We start from the raw sequence: 25335 nt of genomic DNA, 5'->3' as shown, positions 1-25335 counted from the left end.
CAGGCGCTAGGACTCCCAGGCGGCGCGGACCAGGTCGGTGAAGCCGTTGGCCAGCAGGACCACGGCGATGCTGGTCAGCAGGATGCCGGCGACGCGGTCGAGGATGGCCGCGGCGGCCGGTGAGATGCGGCGTTCGACGTGGCCGGACAGATAGAGGGTGACGCCGGTGACGATCGCGTAGGCGATGGCCGCCACGGACAGCCACGCCCGGCCGCTGACGCTGCCCGCGTCGGCGGACGCGGCCACGCCGAACGCGAACGTCGTCCCGCCCACGGTGAGCGGAAACGTGATCGGTGTGAAGAGCACTGATCCCGGATCGGAAGCAGGAGGAGAAGGGTCCGGCGACGGGTCCGGCGAAGGTGCCGGAGCCGGAGCCGGGTCCGTCGTCCCCCGCATCAGCGGGACCGAGGCCAGGATCAGCGCGATACCGCCGGTGGCCGTCAGCGCGGCCGTGCTGATGCCCAGCAGCTCCAGGAGGGGCTCGCCCACCCAGATCGCCAGGAGCACGAACACGGCCACGTTGACCACCAGCCCCAGAGCCAGCCGCAGCTGCTGGGGATGGGTGAAGGGGCGCACGATCGGCAGGTACGACGACAGCGCCGCCACCGGGCTGTAGAGGGCGAACAGCGCCAGGAACAGCACCAGAGCCTCGTACGGGAACGACACCTCAGAAGTCCACGGCGTCACGGGCCAGCGGGCAGGTCATGCAGTGACCGCCGCCCCGGCCGCGGCCCAGTTCCGCGCCGACGATCGTGATGACCTCGATGCCGGCACGCCGCAGCAGGGTGTTGGTGGTGGTGTTGCGGTCGTAGGTGAACACGACACCGGGCTCGACGGCGACCGCGTTGTTGCCGCTGTCCCACTGCTGGCGCTCGGACGCGTACACGTCCCCGCCCGTCTCGATGACCCGCAGTTCCTTCAGGCCCAGCGACGACGCCACCACGTCGGTGAAGCTGCGGCCGTCCTCGTCGACCACCTCGACGCCCGGGTCCCGGTCGCTGGGCAGCAGGGTGAACGTGTGCACCCCGTCCATGATGTTCGGGTACAGCGTGACCACGTCGCGGTCGGCGAACGTGAACACCGTGTCGAGGTGCATCGCGGCCCGCAGCTTCGGCATGCCCGCCACCACGACCCGCTCGGCGGCGCCCGCCTTGAACAGGGCCGCCGCCACCTGCGTGATCGCCTGGCGGGAGGTGCGCTCGCTCATCCCGACCAGCACGACGCCGTTGCCGACCGGCATGACGTCGCCGCCCTCGAACGTGGCCATCCCCCAGTCCAGTTCCGGGTCGCCCCACCACACCGTCGAGCCGGCGAAGTCGGGGTGGTACCGGTAGATCGCCTTCATCAGCAGCGTCTCGTCGTGCCGGGCCGGCCAGTACAGCGGGTTCAGCGTCACGCCGCCGTAGAGCCAGCACGTGGTGTCCCGCGTGTACAGCGTGTTCGGCAGCGGCGGCATCAGGTACTCGCGGACGCCGGTCTGCTCCCGGGCCAGCGCGACGTACCCGGACCGGAAGTCGTCCGGCAGGTCGCTGGTCGCCAGCCCGCCGATCAGGAACTCGGCGAGTTTGCGCGGCGGCAGCGAGTCGAGATAGGCCCGCGTGTCGGCGAGCAGCCCGAGCCCCACCTCGTTGGCGATGATCTTGCGGTCCAGCAGCCACTCCCGGGCGGACGCGATGGCCACCGTCTCGGCCAGCAGGTCGTGCAGCTCGACCACCTCGACACCGCGCCCGCGCAGCTTGTTCACGAAGTCCAGGTGGTCGCGCTGCGCGTTCTCCACCCACATGACGTCGTCGAAGAGCAGGTCGTCGGCGTTGGTCGGGGTGAGCCGCCGGTGCGCCAGCCCCGGCGCGCAGACCAGGACCTTGCGCAACCGGCCGACCTCGGAGTAGACGCCGTGCGTGGTAACCATGAGAGACCCTTTCAGATGGAGATCCAGCCGGCCGCGAGCGCGACCACACCGATGACGGCACCGGCCACCGAGACGGCGAGGATGATCAGTTCCCGGCCGGAGAACAGCCGCCGGCCCTGCTCCCGGCGCGCCTTGACGAACAGCAGCGTGGCCGGGGCGTAGATGATGAACGAGACGAGCAGGAACTTCGGGCCGGCCGCCACCAGCAGGAACAGCGTGTAGAGCAGGGCGAGCCCGCCGACCGTGAGATCCCGCGCCCGGCCGCGCGCGATCTTGACCGCGTACCCGGCGGCGAGCGCGAACGGGATCAGGCTCAGCGCGCTGGTCAGGTCGAGGGCGAAGTTGAAGGCGTCTTCGGAGAAGTACGTGACGATCAGGACCAGCTGGGTGAGCAGCGTGGTCAGCAGCAGCGCCGCGAACGGCACGTCGCCGTGCGTGGTACGGCCCAGGAACCGCGGCATGTCGTCGTCCTTGGCCGCCACGTACAGCACCTCGGCCGCCATCAGCGTCCACGCCAGGTAAGCGCCGAGCACCGACACGATCAGCCCCACGCTGATCAGGCCCGCGCCCCAGCCACCGACCGCCGCCTCGAGGACGCCGCCCATCGACGGCTGCCGCAGTTCGGCGATCTCGGACGCCGGCATGATCCCGTACGACACGATGGTCACCGACGCGAACACCGCGAACACGGCCAGGAACCCCAGAACCGTGGCCCGGCCGACGTCCTCGCGCCGCCGCGCGTGCCGGGAGTACACGCTGGCGCCCTCGACGCCGAGGAACACGAAAACGGTCACCAGCATGGTGCCCTTGACCTGCTCGAACAGCGACCCGTACCCGGTGCCCCCGGTCAGGTTGCCGGCGAACACCGCGGGATCCAGGGCGAAGAGCGCGAGCAGGACGAACACCAAAATCGGTACGACCTTGGCTATCGTGACGACCCGGTTGAGCACCGCCGCGTCCTTGACGCCGCGCTGGATGAGGTAGAAGAACACCCACAGGCCGGCCGTGGACAGCACGATGGACAGCACCGTGTCGCCGTCGCCGAGGGCCGGCCACACCGCACCGACCGTCGACATGATCAGCACCCAGTAGGTGACGTTGCCGACGCAGGCGCTGGCCCAGTAGCCGAACGCGGAGAAGAACCCGAGGTACTCCCCGAAGCCTGCCTTGGCGTAGGCGTACACCCCGGCGTCGAGGTCGGGCTTGCGCACGGCCAGGGTCTGGAAGACGAACGCCAGCATCAGCATGCCGGCACCGGCGATGCTCCACGCGATCAGCGCGCCGGTGATCCCGGTCTCCTGGGCGAAGCGCCGGGGCAGGGAGAACACCCCGGCGCCGACCATCGACCCGACGACCATCGTGGTCATCGTGGCGAAGGAGAGCTTCTCGGTACGGCTCTCGGTCGTCGTCACGGCTCACTCACCTTCGCGGTGACGCGCTGGGCCGCGCCGGCCCGGCTGAAACCGACCTCGACCGTGTCGCCGGGACTGTGTTCCTGCACGGCGGCCAGCATCTGGTCGGTGCTGTTGACGCCCGTCCCGGCGACCGAGGTGATGACGTCACCGGCGCGCACGCCGGCGCCCGCCGCACCGAAGCCGGGGAGCACCTGCTCGACCAGGGCGCCGCGGGGCAGGCCGGTGGAGCGGGCCATCTCGTCGGTCACGGTCACGCTCAGCACGCCGAGGATGGGATGGCGGGCCTTGCCGTTCTCGATCAGCTGCGCGGCGATCGCACCGGCGAAGTCGCTGGGGATCGCGAAGTTGAGCCCGATGCTGCCGCCGGCGGCGGCCTCCGAGGTCTGCGCACCGGCCGAGTTGACCCCGACCTGCCGCCCGGCGCAGTCGACGAGCGGGCCGCCGCTGTTGCCCGGGTTGACCGCCGCGTCCACCTGCACCGCGTTGACCAGTAGCGCCGCGTCGTCGCCCTGGCCCACGTCCACGTACCGGCTCAGCGCGCTGACCACACCCGCCGTGATCGTGCCGTTGAGACCGAGCGGCGAACCGGCGGCGACCACCGGCTGGCCGACGACCAGGGCCGACGAGTCACCCACGGTGATCGGGGTCAGCCGCGCGGCGCTCGGGTCGACCTTGATGACGGCCAGATCGGTGGCCGGGTCCCGGCCCACCACGGTCGCCGGCACGGCGGCCGGGCCCCGCGCGAAGTCCACCGTGACGGTGCCGCCGACGGCCGGCGCGAGGACGTGGTCGTTGGTCAGGATGTGGCCGTCGCGGTCCCACACCGACCCGGACCCGAGCCCACCGGCGTCACCGAGCTGCACGTTGACGGTGACCAGCGACGGGAACACCCGCGCCGCGACCGACGCCACGTCGCACGAGCTGCCGGCCGGCGCCTGGGCCGCGGCCGCCGGTTCGCCGGTGTCGCCCGAGTCGCCGGCCACTGCCGCGCCGATCGCACCGCCCGCGGCACCGGCGACCAGCGCCACCCCGAGGGCCCCGGCGACGATCCGCCCCGTGGAGACGGCCATCAGCCGACGCCGATGATGTTCAGATCGGGCATCCTGTGCCTCCAGATCGGACTGTCACGTCTTTCGGACGCTAAGAGCTCGCACCTGGCACGCCTTCACCCACAGCGGATGATTGGCCAGCATGGATGATCGCCACTAAGGTGCCTGTCACGGGCGATCAGGAGGATGACCGGATGGAGTTCCGGCTGCTCGGGCCGGTCGAGGTGAGCACCGCCGACGGGCCGCTCCCGCTCGGCGGCACCAAGATCCGCACACTGCTGGCCGCCCTGCTGCTGCCACCGGGCCGGGTCGTCTCCACCGACCGCCTGATCGACGTGATCTGGGGCGACGACCCCCCGCCGACCGCGCGCGCTCTGGTGCAGACGTATGTCTCGGCCCTGCGCCGCACCCTTCCCGAGGGTGTCATCGAGACCAGCCCGCCCGGCTACCGGATCGCGATCGCGCCGGGCACCCTCGACCGCGAGCAATGGGACGGGCTGGTCGAGCGGGGCCGCGCGGCGTCCGCGGCGGGACGCCACGCCGAGGCGGTGGACGCGCTGCGTGCGGCGACATCTCTCTGGCGGGGTCCGGCTCTCGAGGGGGTACGCAGTGACGCGCTCGCCGCCGAGGCGACCCGCCTCGACGAGCAGCGCCTGGCCGTGACCGAGGAGCGCATCGCCGCCGACCTCGCCTCCGGCCACAGCGACCGGGTCACCGGCGAACTCGCCGCCCTGGTCGCGGTGCACCCCACCCGCGAGCCGCTGCGCGCGCTGCTGATGACCGCCCTGCACCGCTCCGGGCGCACCGCCGACGCGCTCGCCGTCTACCGGCAGGGCCGGGCCGCGCTGATCGACGAACTCGGCATCGAACCGGGACCGGACCTGTCCCGCCTGCACGCGGCCATCCTGCGCGGCGACCCCGGCCCGGCCGTGCCCGCCGCCCGCGAGCAGGTCCCGGTGCCCGCCCAGCTGCCACCGGACCCGGGCGACTTCACCGGCCGGCTCACCGAGACCGCCAGGATCACCACCCTGCTCGAACACGGCGCGACGATCGCCGTCATCGCGGGACCGGGCGGTGCCGGCAAGTCCGCACTCGCCGTCCACGTGGCACACCGGCTCGTTTCCGCGTACCCCCAAGGGGTTCTGCATGGTGATCTGAGAGGGATGTCCACCGCGCCGGCGTCGCCCACCGAGATCTTGGGCCGCTTCCTGCGTGCCTTCGACGTGGACCCGGGCGCGGTGCCGGACAGCGTCGAGGAGCGCACGGACCTGTTCCGCAGCCTGCTCGCCGGGCGGCGCGTGCTGATCGTCCTCGACGACGCGGCCGACGAACGGCAGGTCCGGCCGCTGCTGCCCGGCACCGCGGGATGCGCCGTGCTGATCACCTCCCGCAACCGGCTGCCCGCGCTGGCCGGCGCCCGCCTGATCGAACTGGGCATGCTCAGCCCCGGCGAGGCCACCACCCTGCTCGCCCGCGTCGTCGGCGACGAGCGGATCGCCGGCGCTCCGGACGCCGCGGCCGCCATCGTCGCCTCCTGCGGGCGGCTGCCGCTCGCGGTCCGCATCGCCGGCGCCCGCCTCGCCTCGCGCCGGCACTGGTCGGCCCAGCTGCTCGCCCGCCGGCTCGGCGACGAACGCCGCCGCCTCGACGAACTGTGGGTCGGCGACCAGCAGGTCCGCGCCACCATCGAGCTCAGCCTGCACGGCCTGGAACCGCGCGCGCAGACCGTCCTGCGCCGGCTCGGGCGCCTCGGGCCCTCGGACTTCCCGCTCTGGGTGGTGGCCGCCCTGCTCGACACCACCCGCGACGACGCCGAGACCGTCATCGAACAGCTCGTCGACGCGCACCTGGTCGACTACACCTACGTCGACCACGCCGGGCAGATCCGCTACCGGCTGCACGACCTCGTCCGCATCTACGCCCGCGAGCAGGCCGAGTCGCACGAGGACCCGGCCGACTCGGCCGCGGCCACCGCGCGGGTCGCCGAGGGCTGGCTGGCGCTGCTCGACCGGCTGCGCGGGCACATCGCCGACCGCACCACCTCCGGATGCATCCCGCTGTGGCTGCCCGGCCGCGACCACCCGGTGGATCCCGAGGTGGTGGCCGAGGCGACCGCCGACCCGCGCCGCTGGCTCGACGCCGAGCAGATGTCACTGGTGCAGACCGTCGAACGAGCCGCCGAACTGGACCTGCACGACACTGCGGTGCGCCTCGCGTCGCTGCTGTGCGCGTCCTCGTACCCCCTCAACCGCGTCACCGACCTCTGGGAGCGGGCCCACGGCGCGGCCCTCGCCGCCGCCCGGCGGGCCGGCAACCGCCCGGGCCAGGCCGTGCTGATCGCGGCGCTCGGGCAGCTGCGCTACGAACAGGACCGCTACCCGTCGGCCCGCCGCCACCTCTCCGAAGCCCTGACGATCTTCCGGGATCTCGGCGACCCGCGCGGCGAGGCGGCCGCCCTGACCGCGCTCGGGCTGGCCTGCCGGGAACAGGGCTACCTGCCCGAGGCACGGCACTTCCTGGAACAGGCCACGATCGCGTGCGACGCGCTGCACGACGACAGCGCCATCGCGCACTGCTCACGCATCGCCGGATCGGTCTACCTCGAACAGGGTGCGATCGACGAGGCCGGCGAGTCGCTGCGGCGGGCTCTGGACGCCTACCGCCGGGCCGGCAGCCGGCGCGGCACCGCGCTCACCCTGCGCTCGATCGGCCTGCTGCACCGCGCCGCCGGCCGGCTCACCGACGCCGAACGGGTGCTCGGCGAGGCCACCGCGATGTTCCGCGAACTCGGCGACACCAAGGTCGAGGGCTACAGCCTGCGGGCGCTCGCCAAGACCCGGGTCCGGATGGGCCGCCTCGCAGAGGCCCTCGAGCTCCTCGAACCGCTGCTGGCCGCCGACCGCAACGGCCGGGACCGGTGGGCCGAGGCGATGACCCTGCGCACCCTCGGCGAGTTGCACCTGAGCGCCCGGCGCCTGGACCTGGCCGACGAGCACCTGCACGGCGCGCTGGAGATCTTCACGGCGCTGGAGATGCCGCTGTTCGCGGCGCGGACCCAGCGCGACATCGCCGAGTTGTGGCAGGCGCGCGGCCGCGGCGCCGAGGCCGAGGCGGCACGGCGGCAGGCACTGGCGACATTCGCGGCGTACGGGGCACGCGAGTACGCCGAGATCACCGAATCCAGCCCGGCTACAGAATTGCTATAGAGCAAATATCTACGCTCGGCGTCCTTCCCGGTCGCGAAGGAGGTCGAGCGATGGCAGTGCCCCTGTCCGATCCACGGTTCACCGCCGTCCCGATCCTGGACTGCGGTGAACCCCTCGTCGACCTCGGGGAGGCGGCCCCGCTGCTGGTCGCCGCCGCGGCGGCCGGAACGCCCAACGTCTACCTGCGTACCGGTGTGGTGGACCGCCTCGTCATCGCGCAGAGCCTGCTCCCCCGCGAGCTGCGCCTGCTGATCCTCTCCGGGCACCTGCCCGCGGCCGGCCAGGCGACCGACCCGGCGGCGCTGGCCTGCTGGAACGCGCGCCCCGCCACCCTGCCGCCGCACCTGACCGGCGGAGCGGTCGACCTGACCCTGATCGGGCCGGGCACCCATGGGCCGATCGAGTCCCTCGACGGCGACCGGCACCGGCTGCTGTCGGCGGCGCTGCGCGGGAGCGGGCTCGTGGAGCATCCGACGTCACGGTGGCACTGGTCCTACGGAGACCAGTACTGGGCGTACATGACCAGCGCGGCGACCGCCCGTTACGGAGACGCTCAGGCCGTCGTCTGAGTCCGCCAGGTTCTCAGCACGCACGTCATCAGGCCGTCGTCTGAATCCGCCGGGTCCTCAGCACGCACGTCAGCATCGGAAGGGTGAACTCGCCCGCCGCCGTCTCCGGGCGGCTCGCGAGGTAGGCACGGATCCGGCCGAGCGCGGCCTCCCGCTCACCGTCCGGCATGACCAGCATCCCCGCCCGGGTCCCGAGCGTCGCCACCAGCGAACCGGCGGTCCGTACCTGCCCGTGCGCGAACCCGGCCTGCTCCGCCGAGCCGAACCCCGCCGGGAACATCGCCGCCGTCTCCGCACGCCAGCTCGCCGGGGTGTCCCGCGGGCCGATCGCCGCGCTTCCGCTGACCTCGGCCAGCCCGGCGACCCACTCGACGCCGTCGTCCACGGTGTTCCACAGGCCGGCCAGCACACCGCCCGGCGCCAGAACCCGGGCGATCTCCGGCCCGGCGACGTCCATGTCGAACCAGTGCATCGCGTTGCCGGCCAGCACGGCGTCGACGGAGCCGTCCGGCAGCGGAATATGCTCGGCGCTGCCGGACAGGGCCCGTACGCCCGGCAGCGCCGAACGCAGCTCGCTCAACATCGCCGGGTCCGGCTCCACCGCGGTGACCGCCGCACCGGCCGCGACCAGCGTGGCGGTGAGCTTGCCGGTCCCGGCACCCAGGTCGAGCACCCGCGGGCCCGGCGCGGTCTCCAGTGCCCAGCGGACAGCGGCGGGGGCATAGTCGGGGCGATGTTCCGCGTAGGCGGCCGCGGCCGCACCGAAGGACGACGCATGATCCATGTGCCGGAACCTATCGGCGCGACGCAACCCCGCTAGCTGAAGTCCGGGATCGGCTCGCGGCCGGCCGTCGAGCGGCCCTTCGGCTCCTCCCACTCCTCCTGGCGGCCCAGCGCCGTCATGTCCAGGATCCCGTAGGCGCCGCCCACCTGCTCGGTGCCCCGCGCGAACGTCGAGTACGTGTGGAACACCTGGTCACCGTCGCGCAGGAAACAGCTCATGCCGGGCTGCTCCATCGGCTGCGAGCCGGTGTCCAGGATCCACTCCAGACCGGCGGCCCGCAGCTCGTCCGGTCCCCGGTAGTTGAACTGCACCGGCGTCACCGACTCGTCCATCGTCACGTGGAAGTCGTAGTTGAACCGTGAGCCGTACGACGAGTACACCGGAATCGTCCAGCCACGCTTCGCCCGGTACGCCTCCAGCTTCGCCAGGGGCGCGCGGGCGATCACCGCGTACACCGTGCCGCGCGCCCGCAGGTGCCGCAGCAGGCCGTCGGAGAGCTCGTCGACGGCGGCCGTGCAGCTGCCGCAGCCGTCCTCCCACTCGGGGTTGAACATGAAGTGCTGCACCACCAGCTGGGGCTGCCCGTCGAAGAGGCCGAGCAGGCTCACCTCACCGTCCGGCCCCTCGAACCGGTAGTCCTCCTCCACACGCACCATCGGCAGCATCCGGCGCCGCGCGTTCAGGGCGTCCCTGGCACGGACCGCCTCCTTCTCGCTGGTCAGCAGCTCCTTCCGGGCTGCCGTCCACTGCTCGCGGCTAACGATCTCAGGCAGATTGATATCGGTCATGCCGGTGTTGACTCGCCGACTCCCCGAAACTCATCGCACACCCTCTAAGGCGTCCTAGGAAGATATGGTTGTAGCATCGAACTAATTGGTTGTAGGGTCGAACCATGTTGGACGGTGACCTTGACCAGGCCCTTGTTCTGCAGGGGCGGATCACGGCGTTCGTGCGGGCGTTCGGATTGCATCAGCCGGACCACACGCCGTGCGGCACACCGGTGCCGGTCTCCGAGGCGCACGCGGTGGGCGAGTTGGATCGCGATGGCCCGTTGACGCAGACCGCGCTGGGTGAGCGGTTGCGGCTGGAGAAGAGCACGGTCAGCCGCCTCGTCTCGCAGCTGACCGCCCGGGGCTGGGTTCGCCGGGTCAGCCGTGGTGGCGACGGGCGGGTGGCCTGGCTGGAGCTGACGCCGGACGGCCGCCGCGCGGCCGGCAAGCTGGCGGTTGCTCGCGCTGCCCGGTTCGCCGACCTGCTGCGCAACATTCCCGCCGGTCAGCGATCCGCGGTCATCGAGGCGCTGACAACCCTGGTCGATGCCGCCAGTGGGCAGCCGGCTACCGCAGACGCGAGTGGGGTGGGGCGTGCCTGAGGCCGGCGAGGTGGCGAGGCTGCGTCGCGAGGTGACCCCGGTGACCACCACGCCCCGTCGCGCCGGCCGGTGGAGCGCCGGCGCGTTGTTCGGTGCGGCGATGGGCCTGGCCCCCCATCTGCTGCACCACATCGGCCTGTTCGCGGGCACGGCGCTGGTGTCCGGGCTCGGTGGCACCGTGCTGTTCGCCGTGCTGGGGCTGGCCGCGATGGCGCCGATGCTGCTGAAGCTGCACCGCCGGTTCGGCACCTGGTGGGCACCCGGCATCGCGGTGCTGCTGTTCACGGCCATGTTCGCCGGCTCGGCCCTGGTGCTCGGCCCCGCACTCCGCGGCACCGGCAAGGACACACCGCGGCCCGGACCGTCCCACTCCGTTCCGGCCGGGGACCACACCCGTCATCACGGCTGACTTCGCCGGCCAGTCGCACGGCGAACGTTCACGCACGCCGTGTGCACCAGGACGGCGGCCGGCGCGGTCGGCTACCGCGCCAGCGGTGGGGCGAGAACCGACTTCACCGTGGCGGTGACGACATCGGGTGCGCCGGCGGGATCGAGGCGGCCGAGGCGGGTCTCCTTCGCAGCGCCGTTGAGCAGGTAGTGCACCGCGTTGACCAGCCACGTCATCGGCAGGTCGGACCGGAACACGCCCTGTTGCTGACCGCGGCGGATGAGGTCCTCCACCCGGTCGGCCGCGCCCGTGTGCAGCTCCCGCAGACGCCCGGCGGGCAGGACCGCCTGGGCCGCGGTCAGCAGCGCGGCGGACTCGGCGACCAGTGACCAGCTGGAGCCCAGCAGCCGATTCATCGCCTGCCGGGCGTCGCCGTCCAGGTCGATGCCGGTGAGCGTCCGCTCGCCGGCCTGCAAGGCGTCGACCAGGGCGGCTTCCACCAGCCCGGGCCGGGTTCGGAAGTGCCCGTAAACGGTCATGCGGCCCACGCCGGCGGCTCTGGCGATGTCGTCGACGGTGGCCTCCGGATCGCGGCTGAGGCAGTCGCGGGCGGCGGACACGATGCGCCCGATGCTGCGCTCGGCGTCGGCACGCCGTCGGGGACGGGGTTCGCCGCATCCGCTGCGCTGGCGCATCCTTGCGTTCCTCGGTGTCGCCCAGCTGATGCTCATCCTGGACGTCACCGTGGTCGCGATCGCGCTGCCGCACATGGAGACCGACCTCGGCCTGAGCCGCGCCGCGGTGACCTGGACGGTGAGCGCCTACACCCTCACCTTCGGCGGGCTGATGCTGCTCGGCGGACGCGTAGCCGACCTGGCCGGCTCCCCCGACATGGTGGTGAGCGGCCGTGTCGCCCAGGGTGTCGGCGCAGCACTGCTGTCGCCGGCAGCGCTGTCGCTGGTGGTCACGCTGTTCGACGGCGACGAGCGCAACAGGGCCCTCGGGGTGTGGGCCGCGCTCGGCGGCGGTGGCGCGGCTCTGGGTGTTCTGCTCGGCGGTCTGATCACCGCCGGGCCCGGCTGGCCGTGGGTGTTCTTCATCAACGTCCCGATCGGACTGATGATCGTCGCCGCGCTCGCCGTCATGCTGCCCGCTACCGCCGGGATGCGACCGCGCCCGCGGCTGGACCTGCTGGGCGCACTGCTGGTCACCGGCTCGTCGGCTGCCCTGATCTACGCCCTGATCCAGGCCGGTGATCACGGCTGGCTCACCACAGCCACCGGCGCGCTGGTGCTGCTCGCGCTGGCCGGCTACACGATCTTCGCGGCCTGGCAGAAGCGGGTAGGCTCGCCGCTGATGGACGTCACGCTGCTGGCCCGGCGCCCGGTCACGACCGGCGCGTTCCTGATCCTGATGGCGACGGCGCTGATGGTCGCCGTGTTCTTCCTCGGCACGTTCTACTTCCAGCACACCCGCGGCTACGGCGCCCTGCACACCGGGCTGCTGTTCCTGCCGGTCGCGGTGGCCACGATGGCGGGCGCCAACCTGACCGGCCGGATCATCACCCGGGTCGGTGCCCGCCCGCTCGCCATCGCCGCCCTGGTGGTCGCGGCGTCCGGCCTGGCACTCCCGGTGCTGACGATGCGGCCGCTCGCGGTCGCCGTCGGCATCGCGGTCGCCGGCGCCGGGACCGGCGCCCTGTTCGTCATCGCCTCGGCCACCGCGCTGGGCCAGGTCGCCTGGCACGAGGCCGGAATCGCCTCGGGAATCGTGAGCACCTTTCACGCGTTCGGCGCCTCGATCGGTGCCGCGGTCGTCTCCAGCGTCGCCGCGGCCAGCCTGGCGGGCGCCGGCCTCGACGGCTTCCACGACGGCTTCCTCGTCGCGGCTCTCGCCGCGGCCGGTGCCGCCGTCATCGCCGGCCTGCTGACCCCGGCCACCCCGCGCGCGGCCGGCTGATCACCACCCCGCCCGGCGGCCGGGAACCTCCCGGCGGCCGGGGACGGCCCCACGGCCGCAGTGCGATCCCCCGCACCGATCTAATGGGCGTTGCGGCGCAGCAGCATCGGCACCAGCATCGCCGGGAACATCAGGACGTGGCCGGCGGTCATGAGGGCCTCGCCCGAGATCCAGCCCAGCCAGTACGGCACCAGCAGCACCACGAACGGCACGTACATCGCCGCGCACATCTCGGCTATGTGGGTCCACGAGTGCTTGCGGATCCGCATCCACGCCGCCATGCCGATCGCCATGTTCGTGGCCATCACCATCGCGTGCGCGTCCGCGTGGTCCGCCAGGTTCGGCAGGGCCATCGACCACAGCGGGCCGAGCGCGAACATCCCGACGAACATCGCCACCACCATCTCCAGGTAGTGGCCCCAAAAACGAAGTTTCGACATGCGTACGATCCTCGGGCCGGGCGACCCGGAAACCAGGTGCCGGAGGTCATGGTCGCCGGTCATGATCGCAGCATGACCCGGCTCAGAGCAGGCCCAGCCCGCGCGCCCGCAGTGCCGCCTGCGTCCGGTCGCGCACCCCGAGCTTGCCGAGCACATTGGTCACGTGATTCTTGACCGTGCCCTCGGCCAGGAACAGCGCCGCCGCGATCTCCCGGTTGCTGCTGCCGGACGCGAGCAGCCGCAGCACCTCCAGCTCCCGGTCGGACAGCGGCACCACCAGCGGCTGCGGCCGGTCCGCCGGCTCCGCGGGCATCGCCGCGAACCGGGCGACCACCTTGGCGGCCACCGACGGCTGCAGCACCGATTCTCCGCGTACCGCCGCTGCAACCGCCTCGATCAGCCGCTCCGACGACACGTCCTTCAGCAGGTAGCCGACGGCGCCGGCCCGCAGCGCCGCGAACACCTCCTCGTCGTCGTCGAAGGTGGTCAGCGCGATGACCCGTGTCTCCGGGAACTCGGCGCTGATCCGCCGGGTGGCACCGATCCCGTCGAGCACCGGCATTCGCAGGTCCATCAGCACGACGTCCGGGCGCAGGCGGGCGACCTGGTCCAGGGCCTCGGCGCCGTCGCCGGCCTCCCCCACGACGTCGACCTCGCCGGACGCACTCAACAGCACGGCGAGTGCCTCCCGGAACAGCGCCTGGTCATCGACGAGGAGCACGCGGGCGGTCATCCCGGAACCTCCATCCGCAACAGCGCGCCACCGTCCGGCGACGAGTCGAAGGTAAGCGCTCCGCCGAGCTGTGCGGCGCGCTCCCGGAGGCCGAGCAGTCCGAAACCGCCCGAGTCGCCGGTCACGGCGCCGGGACCGTCGTCGCGTACCTCGATCCACACGGTGTCCGACTTCGAATAGTCGAGGACGAGCGACGCCCGGGATGCGCGCGCGTGCTTGCGGACGTTGGTGAGGCCCTCCTGGGCGGTGCGGAACAGGGCCTCCTCGGTTTCTGGGGGGAGTGCTCTGCGCGTACCCCTGATGTCCAGATCGGTGACCACCCCCGCAGCCTCAGCCAGCTCACGCAGCGTGTCCGTCAGGGGTTCGGCCGTGCGTGGCTCACGCAGCGTGCCCACCGACCGGCGCACCTCGCGCAGCGCCTCCTCCGCCTGTTCCTGCGCTTTCGCCAGCATCTCGTCCGCGCGGCCCGGCACCGCACGCGCCGCCTTGATCTGCATCTGCATCACGGTGAGTGCGTGCCCGAGCCCGTCGTGGATGTCCCGCGCCACCCGGTTGCGTTCCCGCAGCGCGGCCAGCGCCTCGATCTGCGCCGCGTACTCCCGCAGGCGCTCGTGCGCGGCGGCCAGCTCGGCGCGCGCCTCCTGCTCCCGCATCAGCAACTTGGTGACGACGGCCGCGAACAGCACGGCCGCGAAGAGGCCGAGGCCCTCGCGCACGCCCTCCGCCAGTTCCATCCCGGTGTGGAAGAAAGGGATCACCGCGACCATGCCCACGACGACGGCGATCGGGAGCAGCAAAGTGGTCTGGATGACGAGAACGACCAGGAGGAGGGTGGCGCCGACGGACGCGCCGGAGAGGACGAAGACCGCGAATCCTAGGATCAGCAGCAACCCTATATAAGGATATTTCAGACTTTCTCGACGCTCGACCCACGCGTAGCCGAGCGTCGCCACAAAGAGGAAGAGTGCACCGGGCAGCAGCGCGACGGCCGGCCGGCTGTCCCCCGCGACGTCCACCAGCAGCGCCAGGAAGGCCACCACGGTCAGCGCGGCCATCGCTTTCCTCACGGTCACCCCCTTTTTACGGTACGGTCGTCGCGCTCTGTGGCGATCCAGACCCGCGACCACGTGCCGCTCAGGGCCGCCCGGCGACCGCCGGGGCACCTGCACGGCCGCGGTCAACCCAGGCGGTTTCGCTCCATCGCCGCCACTCGTCGCACCATCATGTCCGGATCGGACCCGTAACCGTCCAGGATCCGCTCCGCCTCCTCCGGCGCCAGCCGCCGCACCCACGTCGCCACCCGCCGCCGCACGGTCGAGTCCGGATCGCCGGCCAGCCGCAGCACGAGCGGGCGGCGCTCAGCATCCGCTGTCACCAGCCCGACCACCAGCGCCGCGCGCACCTCCGGGATCTCGTCCCGGCTGAGGCGCTCCAGCAGGTCCGGCACGCGCGGGTCCGCCACCGCGGCGACGGCCTGCGCCGCCGGTATCCGCAGCTCCGGATCCTCATCCCCGGCCAGCGCGATCAACGCGTCCGCCGCCTCGGCACCGCTGACCGACCCGAGCGCCTCCACGGCCCGCTCGCGAACGTCCGCATCCCGGTCGCCGATCAGCTTCCGCAGCGTGGGCACCCCCTCCGGGCGCCCGAGCCGGCCGAGCGCATAGGCGACCATCGTGCGTATCCGCGCCGACGAATCCCCCGCCAGCGCCGCCACCGGCGCCACCGCCTCAACCCGGCCGGAGTAGCCGAGCTCGCTGACAGCCGCGACACGCACCTGCTCGCGGAAGTCCCCGAGCGCCCGCACCACCAGATCGAACAGCGCGGCCGGCGCACCACCCACCGCCACCGCCACGATCTCCGGATCCGGATCGCTCAGCGCGGCCTCGAACAGATCCCGGTCCCGCTCGTCGCCCACATGCCCCAGCGCCCACAACGCCGTCCGGCGCAGAGCCGGCGTCCCGCTCCCCGCGAACTCCCGCGCCACCGCCCGAGCCTCCACCGGATGCGCGGAGATCACCTGAACGATCTCGCTCGCCAGACTGTCCTGATCGTCCCCAAGATCATGAGCCGCCACCTTGAGCAGCACCGGCAGCGCGCCCGGCCCCTGAATCCCGGCCAGGATCCCGGCCATCAGATCCCGCCCGTAGAAGTTCTTCTCCCCCACGAACCGCCGCAACGCCTCCAGCACCCGCGGCACCAGCGCCACATCCCCACTGCCGGCCAGCCCCGCGATGTCCAGTGGGCCGTCGTCATCCGGTCCGTCGTCGGCACCGTCAGCGTGCCGGATCACCGCTTCCAGCGCCGCACCCCGATCGATCATCGAGCCAAGATGCCACACCACCACATCCCGCGGCTGCCCCACTCCCGGCCCTGCCCCACTCCCGGCCCTGCTTCGCCTTCAGCGCCGGCAGGCCGCCGTGCCTGCCGAGTTCGTCGTGGACCAGCCGGTCGCCGTCGCGGTCGCGGCCCGGTCGGCGGTCGCTCCGTCGACCGCGGCGCCGCTGAACACCGCGCGGTCCAGGAGTGCGCCGGTCAGGTCGGCGGCAGCGAGGCAGGCGCCGGTCAGGTCGGCGTCGCGCAGGTCGGCACCGGCGAGGGCGGCGCCGCGAAGGTTCGCGCCCTGGAGATAGGCGCCGCTGAGGACCGCACCGGCCAGGTCGCCGCCGGCGAGCGAGGCGCCCTCGAGGTGGGCCCGGGCGAAGGACGCGCCGCGCGCACTCAGGCCGGGCATCGGCACGTTGCGCAGATCCTGGCCGTCGAGCCGGGCGCCGGTCACCTCCGCGCCGGCCGCCGGCCCGGCCCGGAGCTGTTCCGCGAGCGCGGGACCGGTCGCGGCCGGCCCCGCGCTCGCGGAACCTGTCACGGCTGGCGAACCGGAGGCGGTGGGCTTGCCCGGCTCCGGCGAACTCTGGATCGCGCCGGCAGAACGCCCGAGGAACACCAGCGTCAGAGCGGCCACGGCAGCAAGCGCGACACCGACCCGGATCTCGTTCGACAACTCCATGCCGCCGGTGAAGAACGTCAAACCGGCCACCGCGAGAATGCCGACCACCAGCACACCGAAGGCCGACCAGCGCGCGCTGACAAAGACCATGGCCACGAGGATCACCAGCGGCCAGACCCACAGCATCGCGTCGCGCACCCGCGGCCGGTCCGCCGAGCCCTCCGAGCCCTCCGCCCGAGGCGGCTCCGGTGCCACCGTTTGGAAAACCTCGTCCGCCGGCATCGGCGGCATCTCATCAACCTCATCCGCGAGGTCGTCGACGGCCGGCGCAGCCGCAGGAGCAGCCGCAGGGTCCGGGCCGGCGGCCGGGCCGGGGCTCGGGCCGGCGGCCGGGTTCTCGCCGGGCGCGCCGGATCCAGGAATCTGCATGCGTGAATCGTGCCAGGCGGACGGGCGCCGGCGGACCGGCTACGGGGCGGGATCCGCCCCACCCGGCTGCTCCGGTTCCTCCATCAGCTCCGCCCGGTGCTCATATCGCACCGACCGCTTGTCACTAAGTTTGAACAGCTCGACCAGTGCCCGGTTCCGAACCCGCTCCTCATCCGTCGTCTGCGGCCGGATCAGATGCAACCTGTCATAAAGGCGGAACCGGTTCATCTCGGTCAGGACCGCGAGCGCCGTCCCGTACTCCGAGGCCAGACTGACCGCGCCCCGATAGGCCAGATACCCGGCCGCATAGGGCGCACAGGCGAACAGGAGCCACGGACCACTCCGGACGAACAGCGCCACCGTCAGTACCGACGCGATCAAGGACAGGAAGGTGGTCCGGATCGCGAGTTCGAGTTGGACGCGCTGGTTCTCCAGGTACGCGATCTCCGGCTGCCGCGCGACCATGGCGAGGCGGGGAACGGCGACGAGCGGGTCGAGACCGTACGGCCGGGTGATCGCGTCCTCCCAGCGCCGCAGCGCGTTGCCCAGCCGGGTCGGCAGCAGCCGGTGACGGTCGGGGTAGCCGCGTCCCACGCGCTGGCTCTCCGCCTCCTCGATCAGCCACCGGAACGAGGATTCGTCCCGGTCGAGTGTCTGGCGGGCCCGGCCGGCGCGCACCTCGAGGGTGATCCGCCGCCGGTCGTGGTGCGCCGTCCGGATCGCGGCGAGGCGGACAGCCAGCGTGGACGTGCCCCAGTAGCCCTCGAAGAGCTGGATCAGGGGCAGCTGCAGCGGGTTGAGCGCGAGCGCGACCACCAGCGCGGCCACACCGAGGACCACGAGCTCCTGCGGTTTGAAGTCGGCGATCCGGCTCCAGTCCACCGGGCCGAACCAGTCGGTGACCCGGACGAGCAGATAGACGTACGTGACGAACACCGTCGCGGGCAGCGCACTGACAACGGTGAAGTACCGGCCGATCCGCCCGGCGCCGGCGCCCACCACGTCCACGCTCAAACGTCCGCCTCCGTACGCCGGCACGCCTCGCAGCGCCAGGTCTTCGCCTGATCAGGAAGGGTCATGTTCCCGAACCCTCCGCAGGTGGCGCAAGACCGCGGGCCGATCCGGAACACGTGGCCGGCGGGGCTGCCGCATCGAAACATGTCGTCGCCGTGGGCGGCGCCCACCCAGTGGCACCGCGGGCAGAGCGCGGCGTCGTAGGCGTGGCCGTCCGCGCATCGCCAGCGCCGGCCCCGGGTCAGGCGTGCCGCGCCGCGAACGCAGTCCGGCATGGAGCACACGCCTCGGAGAAACCATTCGTGGAACGGGCACCTGCCGCTGGCCCGGTCCTTCTGGAGCAGCGCCGGGCGGGCGCAGCCCCGGTGGGGGCAACGACCCGGCACGGTGGGCTCCACCGCGGATCCGGCCGGAGTGAAACCGGGCACGTGCAGCAGCGACAATCGGTGAAGCGTCACCCAGACAAGCAGTGGCAGCCTCATTGTCGCGGCCCCGACTCCGCGCGCAGGCACGCCTCGCAGATCCACGCGTTACGCTGGACGTCGAACGCCATGTTGCCGAACCCGGCGCAGAACCAGCAGCCGCTGACCCGGACCGGGAAGGCGTGCGACCCCGCGCAGTGGTACGTCCAGCCGTCACCGGTCAGGCCGATGCCCCGGCAGCACGGGCAGAGCACGCCGTAGAAGGCGGTTCCCCGCGGGCACTGCCAGACCGCGCCCGACACGGTGCGCATCGCGAAGAACGAGCAGCCGGGTTCCGGGCAGCGTGACTGGAGGAACCAGCCGTGCACGGGGCAGCGACCGCTCAAGCCGTCGGGCTGGTAGTACGCCTGCAGGGTGCAGCCCTGGTGTGGGCAGGCGCCCGCGATCGTCGGTTCGCTGCCGGAGCCCAGATCGAACACGACCGGCACTCTCCTCGTCACGGTGGGTGCCACTCTAGGGACCCGTTCGGGTCGCCGGTAACCACCGTTCGGAGGGTGACGCTTCCGGTCGTCGGGGTGGACTGGCCAGGAGGTAGTGCCGGATCTCGGCCACAGGGCGCCCGCGCGACGGGAAGGCGACACCGCGACACCGCTCTCGTCGGCGTCAATCGAAGGTGTCTCCCGGATCCGCGCCGAACCACTCACCGTGATCGGCTGTTCACTCCGATAGACGCGAAAACGGAGGGACCACCGAAACTCGAGGAGACCGTGATGACCAAGCAGCCGCCGGACTGGCGCCCCACCCGTGAACAGATCGACCAGATCAAGCGCGCTCTCGCCGCCGAGGCGTACCCACCCGGCGGCCGCGAGGGCCTCGGCTCCGTCGTCCGCAGGGCCGCCTGATGGCCGCCACGTTCGCCGACGAGCTCGTCGTGACCCACCACGACGACCGGCAGACCCGCTACTCCACGGTCACCTACTGCCTGTGGCCGGGCGGCGTCACCGTCTACCGGGACCGCGTTCAGATCGCCCGGCACGAGGATGTGCTGGACACCCGCGCGCTGCGGCTGGCGGCAGTGGCTTGAGTTTGGGTTACCCTGGGGCGATGGAGCAGGACACCAGCGCACCGCGGAGCATGACCGACGTGCTCGCCGACCTCGGCGTGCCGGTCACCGCCGAGGGCAAGGCCCGCGCCCGCAAGCGCCTGCACGACGCCGACGCCGCTCGTGACCACTCCGAGCGCGCCGCCTTCCTCGCCAGCATCCGCCGGCGGCCCACCGCCGCGTGACTGAAAAGCATCACGCCGCGTGACCGACGAGCATCGCGCTGTCCGCCTCGTGCTGGACGCCTCGGCCGTCGCCGGCTGGGTCCGCGGATCAATAGCGGTCGGTGAGCTGATCGCCGAGATCGACGACGAACACGGCGCCGTCCTCCTGCCGCTCTCCTGCCTGATCGAGGCCGCGCACAGCACCGGCATGCTCGCCCAGGCACACCTCGAGATCCTCATCGGCCATCAGGCCGTCCTTCTCGTCCCCGACGACGCCGCCGACTGGCTGGCCCTGACCACCCTGCGCGGCATCGTCGGCACCCCCGACCGCGCCTCCGCGGCGCTGCTCGCCCTGGACGCCGGCGTCGACGTCCTCACCCGCGACGCCACCTGGTACGACGGGGTGGCCGGCGGGCGGATCGGCCTCACGTTCCGGGACTGAACCTCAGGTGCCCGGGCGCCGCCCGAACGTGTGCACCCGGGTCCCGGTCTCCAGCAGTTTCCAGAGCTTCTCGGCGTCACCCTGGAGCAGGTTGACGCAGCCGTGCGAGCCGCGGGCCTTGTCGTGCAGGTACGACGTGGTCCGGTGGAAGCCGTTGCCGCCCTCGAAGCGCTGCCAGTACGGCAGCCAGACCTTGTAGGGGTTCGACCACTCCCGTTTGGCGCGCTGGCTGATCGCGAAGACGCCGACCGGGGTGGTGTGGCCCCGGAAGCCGGTGCGGACCACGGTCGGCCCGAAGACGACCTTGCCGTCGCGTACCACCCAGGCGGTCTGCGTGGTGAGATCCACGCAGGCGGTCAGGCCGTCGGCACGGCATTTGTCCAGGCGGGCGCCGACCAGCCGGTGGGCGACGTCTGCGGTGGTCGCGTCGGCCTGGCCACGGGCGGGCAGGATGCCGAAGCGCTTCTGGAACGCGCGGAACTCGGCACACTCGGCGGGCGAGGCGGTGCCGTCCACGGTGACACCGGTGACGCCCAGGGTGGTGAGGTCCTGCTCGATCGCACGCTGCCGGCGGCCGCCGGCACACCTCGTCGCGGTCTCCCCCGAGGCGTTCCAGTCCGGGACGGGCCGTGAGCGGGGAACAGTGGTCGTGGCGGTCTTGCGGGGACCGGAGGCCACCACGGCGAACGGCTTGCCCGCCGCGCGCTGGGACACCGCGGGAGCCGGCGCGGAGGTGACCATCCCGGAGACGTCGACCGCCCCGACCGCCACAGCCATCCCCGCTACAGCGACGGCACCCGCCACCCATCCGACCGCATTCGACAGGAACACATCCGAAGGATCGGACGGCCCGGGACCGGAAAGCGCGGCGGCCCGGGTGCAATCGCGGAGCGTCAGAGCCCTTCGAGGATCCCGTACCGGGCCATGATCTCGGAGCGGCGGTGCCGGTTGACCGCGCGCACCCGCCGCGCCACGAGGAAGCCGTCGGCCAGGAACCACAGGCCGAGGCCGCCGAGGGTGAACAGCATGGCCACCGAGCGGGCGGTGTCGCCGAGGTAGAACCGGTGCCCGCCGAACAGCCCCGACACGCACCACAGCGTCCAGGCCACCCGCGGGTCCTTGCGCACCGACTCGAACTCGGACTCGGCGCGCAGTACTCGGTACTTCTCCCACTCCGGCAGCGCGGTCACCGGCGCAACGATAGCCGCAGAACCCCGACACACATACACACTTGACGATGCGCTGCCACTAGCCTGGCCGGGACCGGCACACCATCAGACCACGGGGGATCCCATGGCACGTGTCCGAAATATCGGTATTGTCCTGGCAATGACGGTCGCGCTGACGCCCACGGCAGCGCACGCAGCGGACAGGACCACCACACCCAACGCGGTCATCCAGTGGAACATCCACGCGCAGACCGCCATCTTCGAAACCGCCCGCCAGTCCCCCACCGCGGGGACACGCAGCTTCGCGATGGTCCACGGTGCCGTCTACGACGCGGTCAACGCGATCGCCGGCGCACCCTACGACCCGTATCTCACCGCACCGCCCACCCGGCGCGGCGACTCGGTGCCCGCAGCCGTGGCAACCGCGGCTCACCGCGTACTCCTGAAGCTCTTCCCGGCGCAGGAAACGACGCTGCGTGCGCAGTATGACGCAGCCCTCGCCGCCATCCCGGACGGAAGCGCGGAGCGCGGCGGAATCGCCGTCGGCGAAGCCGCGGCCGCAGCCATGATCGCGGCGCGCGAGGGCGACGGCGCGTTCTCCGACGCCACCTGGCCCGTCGGCGACCAACCCGGCCAGTGGCGGCCGACACCGCCGCAATTCCTGCAGGTCGGCGCGTGGTTCGCCACGTTGCGGCCGTTCGTCGTCGAGAACCCGCACGCCTGGACGGTGCCCGCGCCGCCGAAGCTGACCAGCCGGGCCTGGGCCCGCGATCTGAACGAGGTCAAGGCGGTCGGCGAGGCCGGCAGCACGGTCCGCACGGCCGACCAGACCGAGGCGGCGACCTGGTGGGACGACCCGCGGATGGTCGAGTGGGAGATCAAACGCGGGCTCGCCACCTCGCAGCGGCTGAGCACGCTGCAGACCGCGCGCCTGTTCGCGATGGCCGAGATCGCCGCCGCCGACGCGCTGATCTCCTGTTACGGCGAGAAGAAGCGATGGGCGTTCTGGCGCCCGGTCACCGCGATCCCCCTCGCCGACACCGACGGCAATCCGGCGACGAGTGCGGATCCGGACTGGCTGCCGCTGCGCACCACGGCGCCCTCGGCCGAGTATCCGTCCGGGCACGCCTGCTTCACATCGTCGCTGATGACCACGTTCCGGACGTTCTTCGGCCGCGACCGCGTGCCGTTCAGCGCCTACAGCCCCGATTCCGGCACGACGCGGCACTACACCAGCTTCGCCGCCGCGACCGCCGAACTCGAGGAGGCCCGGATCTGGGCCGGCGTGCACTATCGCTTCGCCACCACGCACGGCACGAAACTCGGCACGGCGGTCACCAAGCAGGTTCTGCGCGAGTCCTTCCAGCCGCGACGGCACTGAGCCGTATGGGCCCGGACTTCGGTCCGGGCCCATACGAGTGCTCAGCGAACGTAGATGTTCGGCTGTGCCGGGGTGCTCATACCGTTACCCAGGAAGAAGCCCGGGTGCGGCGGCTGGTTGTACGCCGTGTTCTGCCACGCGACCGCGACCCGGTACTGCGAGTCGTGCATGAGCGTGTGGATCCGGCGGTCGGTGACCGTCGGAGTGCTGTAGATACGCAGCGCCGACGAGTCCGACAGCCGCCACACGATCTCCTCGCGCCAGTCGCCGAGCAGGTCACCCGAGACCGCCGGGGTCTGCTTGGTGCTGTTGTTCGACGCGACGCCGGAGCCGGTCAGCAGGCGGGTGTCGCCGCCGGTGCCGTACTTGTCGACCCGGGTGGCGTCCACGAGCTCGCGCACCGGGTCGGCGTCCCACCAGGCGAGGAAGTTCGTCGACGACGGCTTGCGGCCGACGTTCTGCCCGCTGTTGTTGGACAGGCCGTCCACCGACGACGACCAGGCCTCGGCACCGGCGCTGCCCGCGTAGACGTCACCGGCCACCGCCCGGCCGTTGTCACAGCCACAGGACGCGTGCGACCAGATCACCGCGCCGGTCCTCGCGTCCAGCATGGCGTCGGTCGGCTGCGACGTGCTCTCCGACGGCCGGTAGACCTCCAGGCCGGCGCGGGACGGGATCAGGTCTCCGACGTGCAGCGCGTCGCCGTGCCCGAGGCCGCTGCGCCACATCAGCTTCCCGTCGTCGTTGATCGCCGCGGCGCCGTACATGATCTCGTCCTTGCCGTCCTGATCGGCGTCCGCGATCGACAGCTGGTGGTTGCCCTGCCCGTAGGCACCGGTGTTGCTGGTGCCGGAGTCGTAGGTCCAGCGGCTGGTCAGCGTGCCGTTGCGGAAGTCCCAGGCGGCGATGACGGCCCGGGTGTAGTAGCCGCGGGCCATGATCAGGCTGGGCCGCTGGCCGTCGAGGTAGGCGGTGCCGGCCAGGAAGCGGTCGACCCGGTTGCCGTACGAGTCACCCCAGGACGACACGGTGCCCCGCGCGGGCGTGTAGTTGACCGTCGACAGCGCGGCGCCGGTCTGCCCGTTGAACATGGTCAGGTACTCGGGGCCGGACAGCACGTACCCGGACGAGTTGCGGTAGTCGGCGGTCGACGATCCGATCACCACGCCGGTGCCCGACCTCGTACCGTCGGCGGTCTTCATGGCGACCTCGGCCCGGCCGTCACCGTCGTAGTCGTACACCTGGAACTGGGTGTAATGCGCGCCGGCCCGGATGTTGCGGCCGAGGTCGATGCGCCACAGCCGAGTGCCCTGCAGGGTGTACGCGTCCACGAACACGTTCCCGGTGTATCCCGACTGCGAGTTGTCCTTGGCGTTCGACGGGTCCCACTTGAGCACGATCTCGTAGTCGCCGTCGCCGTCCATGTCACCGACCGACGCGTCGTTCGCCGAGTACGTGTACGCGACCCCGTCCGGAGTCGTGCCCCCGGCCGGAACCGACAGCCGCACGTCGAAGTAGCCGTTCGCGAACGTCAGCGACGCCGGCGAGTCCGCCTGCTCGGTGCCGTTGACGACCGCCCGCACCGTGTAGGAGGCGGTGGCCGCCGCGCCCGCGTCCACGTAGTTCGTCGAGTTCGTGGTCGGCGAGGCGGTCAGCTTCGTGCCGGAGCGGTACACGTTGAACCCGGTCGACTGCGCCTCGGTCCCGAGCAGCCGCCACGACACCAGGTTGTTGCTGCCCGAGCGGACGCTGATGAGCCCTCGGTCCAGATCCTCCATCTGCCGGCCGGAACCGGACGGCGGGGTGGACGTGGTGGCCGACGCCGTCGGTGACGCGGTCGGCCCGGAGACGTAGTTGAACGACCACTGCATCCGCGCGACGTCCGAGCAGGTCTCCTGCACGATCGGGTTGTTGCCCGCCGTGGAGCCGTCCCTGTTGCTGACGCACAGCCCGGTCGCCACGCTTTTGACCAGGAACTTCCCGGCCGCGGCGCTGGACGCGGCGAACGTCCAGAGCTGGTTGGTCTTCAGGCCGTCGCCACAGCCGTACTGCTGCAGCTGGGTCCCGGACGTGGTCGACGCGCTCGGCACGTCGATGCACCGGCCGCTGTTGCCGTTGGCCAGGTTGAACTGCCCGTTCGGCCGCGCCACCGCCTTCCACTGCTGATTGGCGGCGCTCGCGTTGCAGGCCGTCTGGATGAGCAGCGCCGAGTTGTCGGCGGAGGCACCGGTCACGTCGACGCACTTGCCGCTGGCACCGGACGCCAGCGTGTAGACGCCGTCGGCAACGGGTGTCACGGCGGCCGCCGCCGGAATCATCGAGACCGCCACCAGGCCGGTGGGCACGGCGACCGCGAGCACACCGGCCACGATCAGCCCTCGGCGCCGCCGCCGTGGCATTTCCTTGACCATGACGTTCCTTTCGCTGGGGATGCGGGGGAAAGG

27 protein-coding genes are annotated in these 25335 nt (G+C 71.9%); 10 read left to right on the top strand and 17 right to left on the bottom strand.

All coding sequences use genetic code 11. The annotated features are described in order from the left end of the window. Nucleotides 1–6: 6 nt before the first annotated feature. The 4 genes from AB0M02_RS21470 to AB0M02_RS21455 are packed head-to-tail and all read right to left on the bottom strand — an operon-like array spanning nt 7 to nt 4394. Nucleotides 7–666, bottom strand: a complete 660-nt coding sequence (locus tag AB0M02_RS21470; protein ID WP_364229259.1) for a MarC family protein — start codon at nt 664–666, stop codon at nt 7–9. A gap of 1 nt (nt 667) precedes the next feature. Beyond that, nucleotides 668–1909, bottom strand: a complete 1242-nt coding sequence (gene arcA / locus AB0M02_RS21465) for an arginine deiminase (RefSeq protein WP_364229258.1) — start codon at nt 1907–1909, stop codon at nt 668–670. Between the two features lie 11 nt (nt 1910–1920). Continuing rightward, entirely contained in the window at nt 1921–3321 is a 1401-nt protein-coding gene (locus AB0M02_RS21460; RefSeq protein ID WP_364229256.1) for a basic amino acid/polyamine antiporter, read from the bottom strand. Beyond that, nucleotides 3318–4394, bottom strand: a complete 1077-nt coding sequence (locus tag AB0M02_RS21455) for a trypsin-like peptidase domain-containing protein (protein ID WP_364229254.1) — start codon at nt 4392–4394, stop codon at nt 3318–3320. The genes AB0M02_RS21460 and AB0M02_RS21455 overlap by 4 nt, the downstream gene beginning before the upstream one ends. A 173-nt stretch (nt 4395–4567) precedes the next feature. On the opposite strand from AB0M02_RS21455, the gene AB0M02_RS21450 reads away from it, so the two are divergent. Both AB0M02_RS21450 and AB0M02_RS21445 read left to right on the top strand, forming a co-directional pair. After that, on the top strand, nt 4568–7579 hold the full coding sequence (locus AB0M02_RS21450) for a BTAD domain-containing putative transcriptional regulator (RefSeq protein WP_364229252.1): 3012 nt from the start codon (nt 4568–4570) through the stop codon (nt 7577–7579). 50 nt (nt 7580–7629) lie between these two features. Continuing rightward, nucleotides 7630–8148, top strand: coding sequence for a dipeptidase (locus AB0M02_RS21445; protein WP_364229250.1), 519 nt, complete (start codon nt 7630–7632; stop codon nt 8146–8148). Between the two features lie 28 nt (nt 8149–8176). Here AB0M02_RS21445 and AB0M02_RS21440 read toward each other — a convergent pair whose 3' ends face one another. Together AB0M02_RS21440 and AB0M02_RS21435 are read right to left on the bottom strand one after the other, a co-directional pair. Then, nucleotides 8177–8932, bottom strand: a complete 756-nt coding sequence (locus AB0M02_RS21440) for a class I SAM-dependent methyltransferase (RefSeq protein ID WP_364229248.1) — start codon at nt 8930–8932, stop codon at nt 8177–8179. 32 nt (nt 8933–8964) lie between these two features. Further along, nucleotides 8965–9720: a DUF899 domain-containing protein gene (locus AB0M02_RS21435; RefSeq protein ID WP_364229246.1), complete on the bottom strand. Its 756-nt coding sequence runs from the start codon at nt 9718–9720 to the stop codon at nt 8965–8967. 104 nt (nt 9721–9824) lie between these two features. Between AB0M02_RS21435 and AB0M02_RS21430 the strand changes: the two genes are divergently transcribed. Together AB0M02_RS21430 and AB0M02_RS21425 are read left to right on the top strand one after the other, a co-directional pair. Beyond that, the gene (locus AB0M02_RS21430; protein WP_364229245.1) at nt 9825–10304 is read left to right on the top strand and encodes a MarR family transcriptional regulator; all 480 of its coding nucleotides are present in this window, start codon (nt 9825–9827) and stop codon (nt 10302–10304) included. A 40-nt stretch (nt 10305–10344) separates the two neighbouring features. Further along, nucleotides 10345–10713 carry a hypothetical protein gene (locus tag AB0M02_RS21425; RefSeq protein ID WP_364229243.1) on the top strand — a complete coding sequence of 123 codons (369 nt, stop codon included), beginning with the start codon at nt 10345–10347 and terminating at the stop codon, nt 10711–10713. A 71-nt stretch (nt 10714–10784) separates the two neighbouring features. Here the strand turns inward: AB0M02_RS21425 and AB0M02_RS21420 are convergent, their stop codons facing one another. Beyond that, the gene (locus tag AB0M02_RS21420; protein WP_364229241.1) at nt 10785–11312 is read right to left on the bottom strand and encodes a TetR/AcrR family transcriptional regulator; all 528 of its coding nucleotides are present in this window, start codon (nt 11310–11312) and stop codon (nt 10785–10787) included. A gap of 10 nt (nt 11313–11322) precedes the next feature. Here AB0M02_RS21420 and AB0M02_RS21415 point away from each other — a divergent pair, with 10 nt between their 5' ends. After that, nucleotides 11323–12651 (top strand): MFS transporter, encoded by a 1329-nt coding sequence (locus tag AB0M02_RS21415; protein WP_364229239.1) that lies wholly within the window; start codon nt 11323–11325, stop codon nt 12649–12651. 80 nt (nt 12652–12731) lie between these two features. Here AB0M02_RS21415 and AB0M02_RS21410 read toward each other — a convergent pair whose 3' ends face one another. The 7 genes from AB0M02_RS21410 to AB0M02_RS21380 all read right to left on the bottom strand — a co-directional run bounded on the left by AB0M02_RS21410 (nt 12732) and on the right by AB0M02_RS21380 (nt 19112). After that, on the bottom strand, nt 12732–13091 hold the full coding sequence (locus AB0M02_RS21410) for a hypothetical protein (protein WP_364229237.1): 360 nt from the start codon (nt 13089–13091) through the stop codon (nt 12732–12734). Nucleotides 13092–13173: 82 nt separating this feature from the next. Beyond that, nucleotides 13174–13824, bottom strand: coding sequence for a response regulator transcription factor (locus AB0M02_RS21405; protein WP_364229235.1), 651 nt, complete (start codon nt 13822–13824; stop codon nt 13174–13176). After that, nucleotides 13821–14891, bottom strand: coding sequence for a sensor histidine kinase (locus AB0M02_RS21400; protein WP_364229233.1), 1071 nt, complete (start codon nt 14889–14891; stop codon nt 13821–13823). Before AB0M02_RS21400 ends, AB0M02_RS21405 begins: the two co-directional genes overlap by 4 nt. 110 nt (nt 14892–15001) lie before the next feature. Continuing rightward, complete coding sequence (locus AB0M02_RS21395; RefSeq protein ID WP_364229231.1) at nt 15002–16144, bottom strand: HEAT repeat domain-containing protein; 1143 nt, start codon at nt 16142–16144, stop codon at nt 15002–15004. A gap of 78 nt (nt 16145–16222) precedes the next feature. Further along, nucleotides 16223–17197: a pentapeptide repeat-containing protein gene (locus tag AB0M02_RS21390; RefSeq protein ID WP_364229229.1), complete on the bottom strand. Its 975-nt coding sequence runs from the start codon at nt 17195–17197 to the stop codon at nt 16223–16225. A 39-nt stretch (nt 17198–17236) separates the two neighbouring features. Continuing rightward, entirely contained in the window at nt 17237–18211 is a 975-nt protein-coding gene (locus tag AB0M02_RS21385) for a hypothetical protein (protein ID WP_364229227.1), read from the bottom strand. Nucleotides 18212–18689: 478 nt separating this feature from the next. Beyond that, nucleotides 18690–19112, bottom strand: a complete 423-nt coding sequence (locus tag AB0M02_RS21380) for a hypothetical protein (protein ID WP_364229225.1) — start codon at nt 19110–19112, stop codon at nt 18690–18692. 291 nt (nt 19113–19403) lie between these two features. On the opposite strand from AB0M02_RS21380, the gene AB0M02_RS21375 reads away from it, so the two are divergent. The 4 genes from AB0M02_RS21375 to AB0M02_RS21360 are packed head-to-tail and all read left to right on the top strand — an operon-like array spanning nt 19404 to nt 20341. After that, nucleotides 19404–19535: a hypothetical protein gene (locus tag AB0M02_RS21375; protein ID WP_364229223.1), complete on the top strand. Its 132-nt coding sequence runs from the start codon at nt 19404–19406 to the stop codon at nt 19533–19535. Beyond that, on the top strand, nt 19535–19717 hold the full coding sequence (locus tag AB0M02_RS21370) for a hypothetical protein (protein ID WP_364229221.1): 183 nt from the start codon (nt 19535–19537) through the stop codon (nt 19715–19717). Before AB0M02_RS21375 ends, AB0M02_RS21370 begins: the two co-directional genes overlap by 1 nt. A 20-nt stretch (nt 19718–19737) precedes the next feature. After that, the gene (locus tag AB0M02_RS21365; protein WP_364229219.1) at nt 19738–19920 is read left to right on the top strand and encodes a hypothetical protein; all 183 of its coding nucleotides are present in this window, start codon (nt 19738–19740) and stop codon (nt 19918–19920) included. Between the two features lie 19 nt (nt 19921–19939). Then, nucleotides 19940–20341, top strand: a complete 402-nt coding sequence (locus AB0M02_RS21360) for a hypothetical protein (protein WP_364229218.1) — start codon at nt 19940–19942, stop codon at nt 20339–20341. A 3-nt stretch (nt 20342–20344) separates the two neighbouring features. On the opposite strand, the gene AB0M02_RS21355 is transcribed toward AB0M02_RS21360, so the two are convergent. Continuing rightward, nucleotides 20345–21172, bottom strand: a complete 828-nt coding sequence (locus AB0M02_RS21355) for a L,D-transpeptidase (RefSeq protein WP_364229216.1) — start codon at nt 21170–21172, stop codon at nt 20345–20347. A gap of 62 nt (nt 21173–21234) precedes the next feature. Beyond that, nucleotides 21235–21531 (bottom strand): TM2 domain-containing protein, encoded by a 297-nt coding sequence (locus AB0M02_RS21350; protein WP_364229214.1) that lies wholly within the window; start codon nt 21529–21531, stop codon nt 21235–21237. Between the two features lie 139 nt (nt 21532–21670). Between AB0M02_RS21350 and AB0M02_RS21345 the strand changes: the two genes are divergently transcribed. Next, a complete protein-coding gene (locus AB0M02_RS21345) occupies nt 21671–22891 on the top strand; it encodes a phosphatase PAP2 family protein (protein WP_364229213.1) in 1221 nt (406 codons plus the stop codon). Between the two features lie 41 nt (nt 22892–22932). On the opposite strand, the gene AB0M02_RS21340 is transcribed toward AB0M02_RS21345, so the two are convergent. Then, a complete protein-coding gene (locus AB0M02_RS21340) occupies nt 22933–25290 on the bottom strand; it encodes an RICIN domain-containing protein (protein WP_364229211.1) in 2358 nt (785 codons plus the stop codon). Between the last annotated feature and the right edge of the window lie 45 nt (nt 25291–25335).

This window comes from Actinoplanes sp. NPDC051861 (assembly GCF_040681145.1).
Lineage (GTDB): Bacteria > Actinomycetota > Actinomycetes > Mycobacteriales > Micromonosporaceae > Actinoplanes.
Note: the sequence above shows the minus strand (reverse complement) of the source record. Positions and strands in the feature narration are given on the sequence as shown.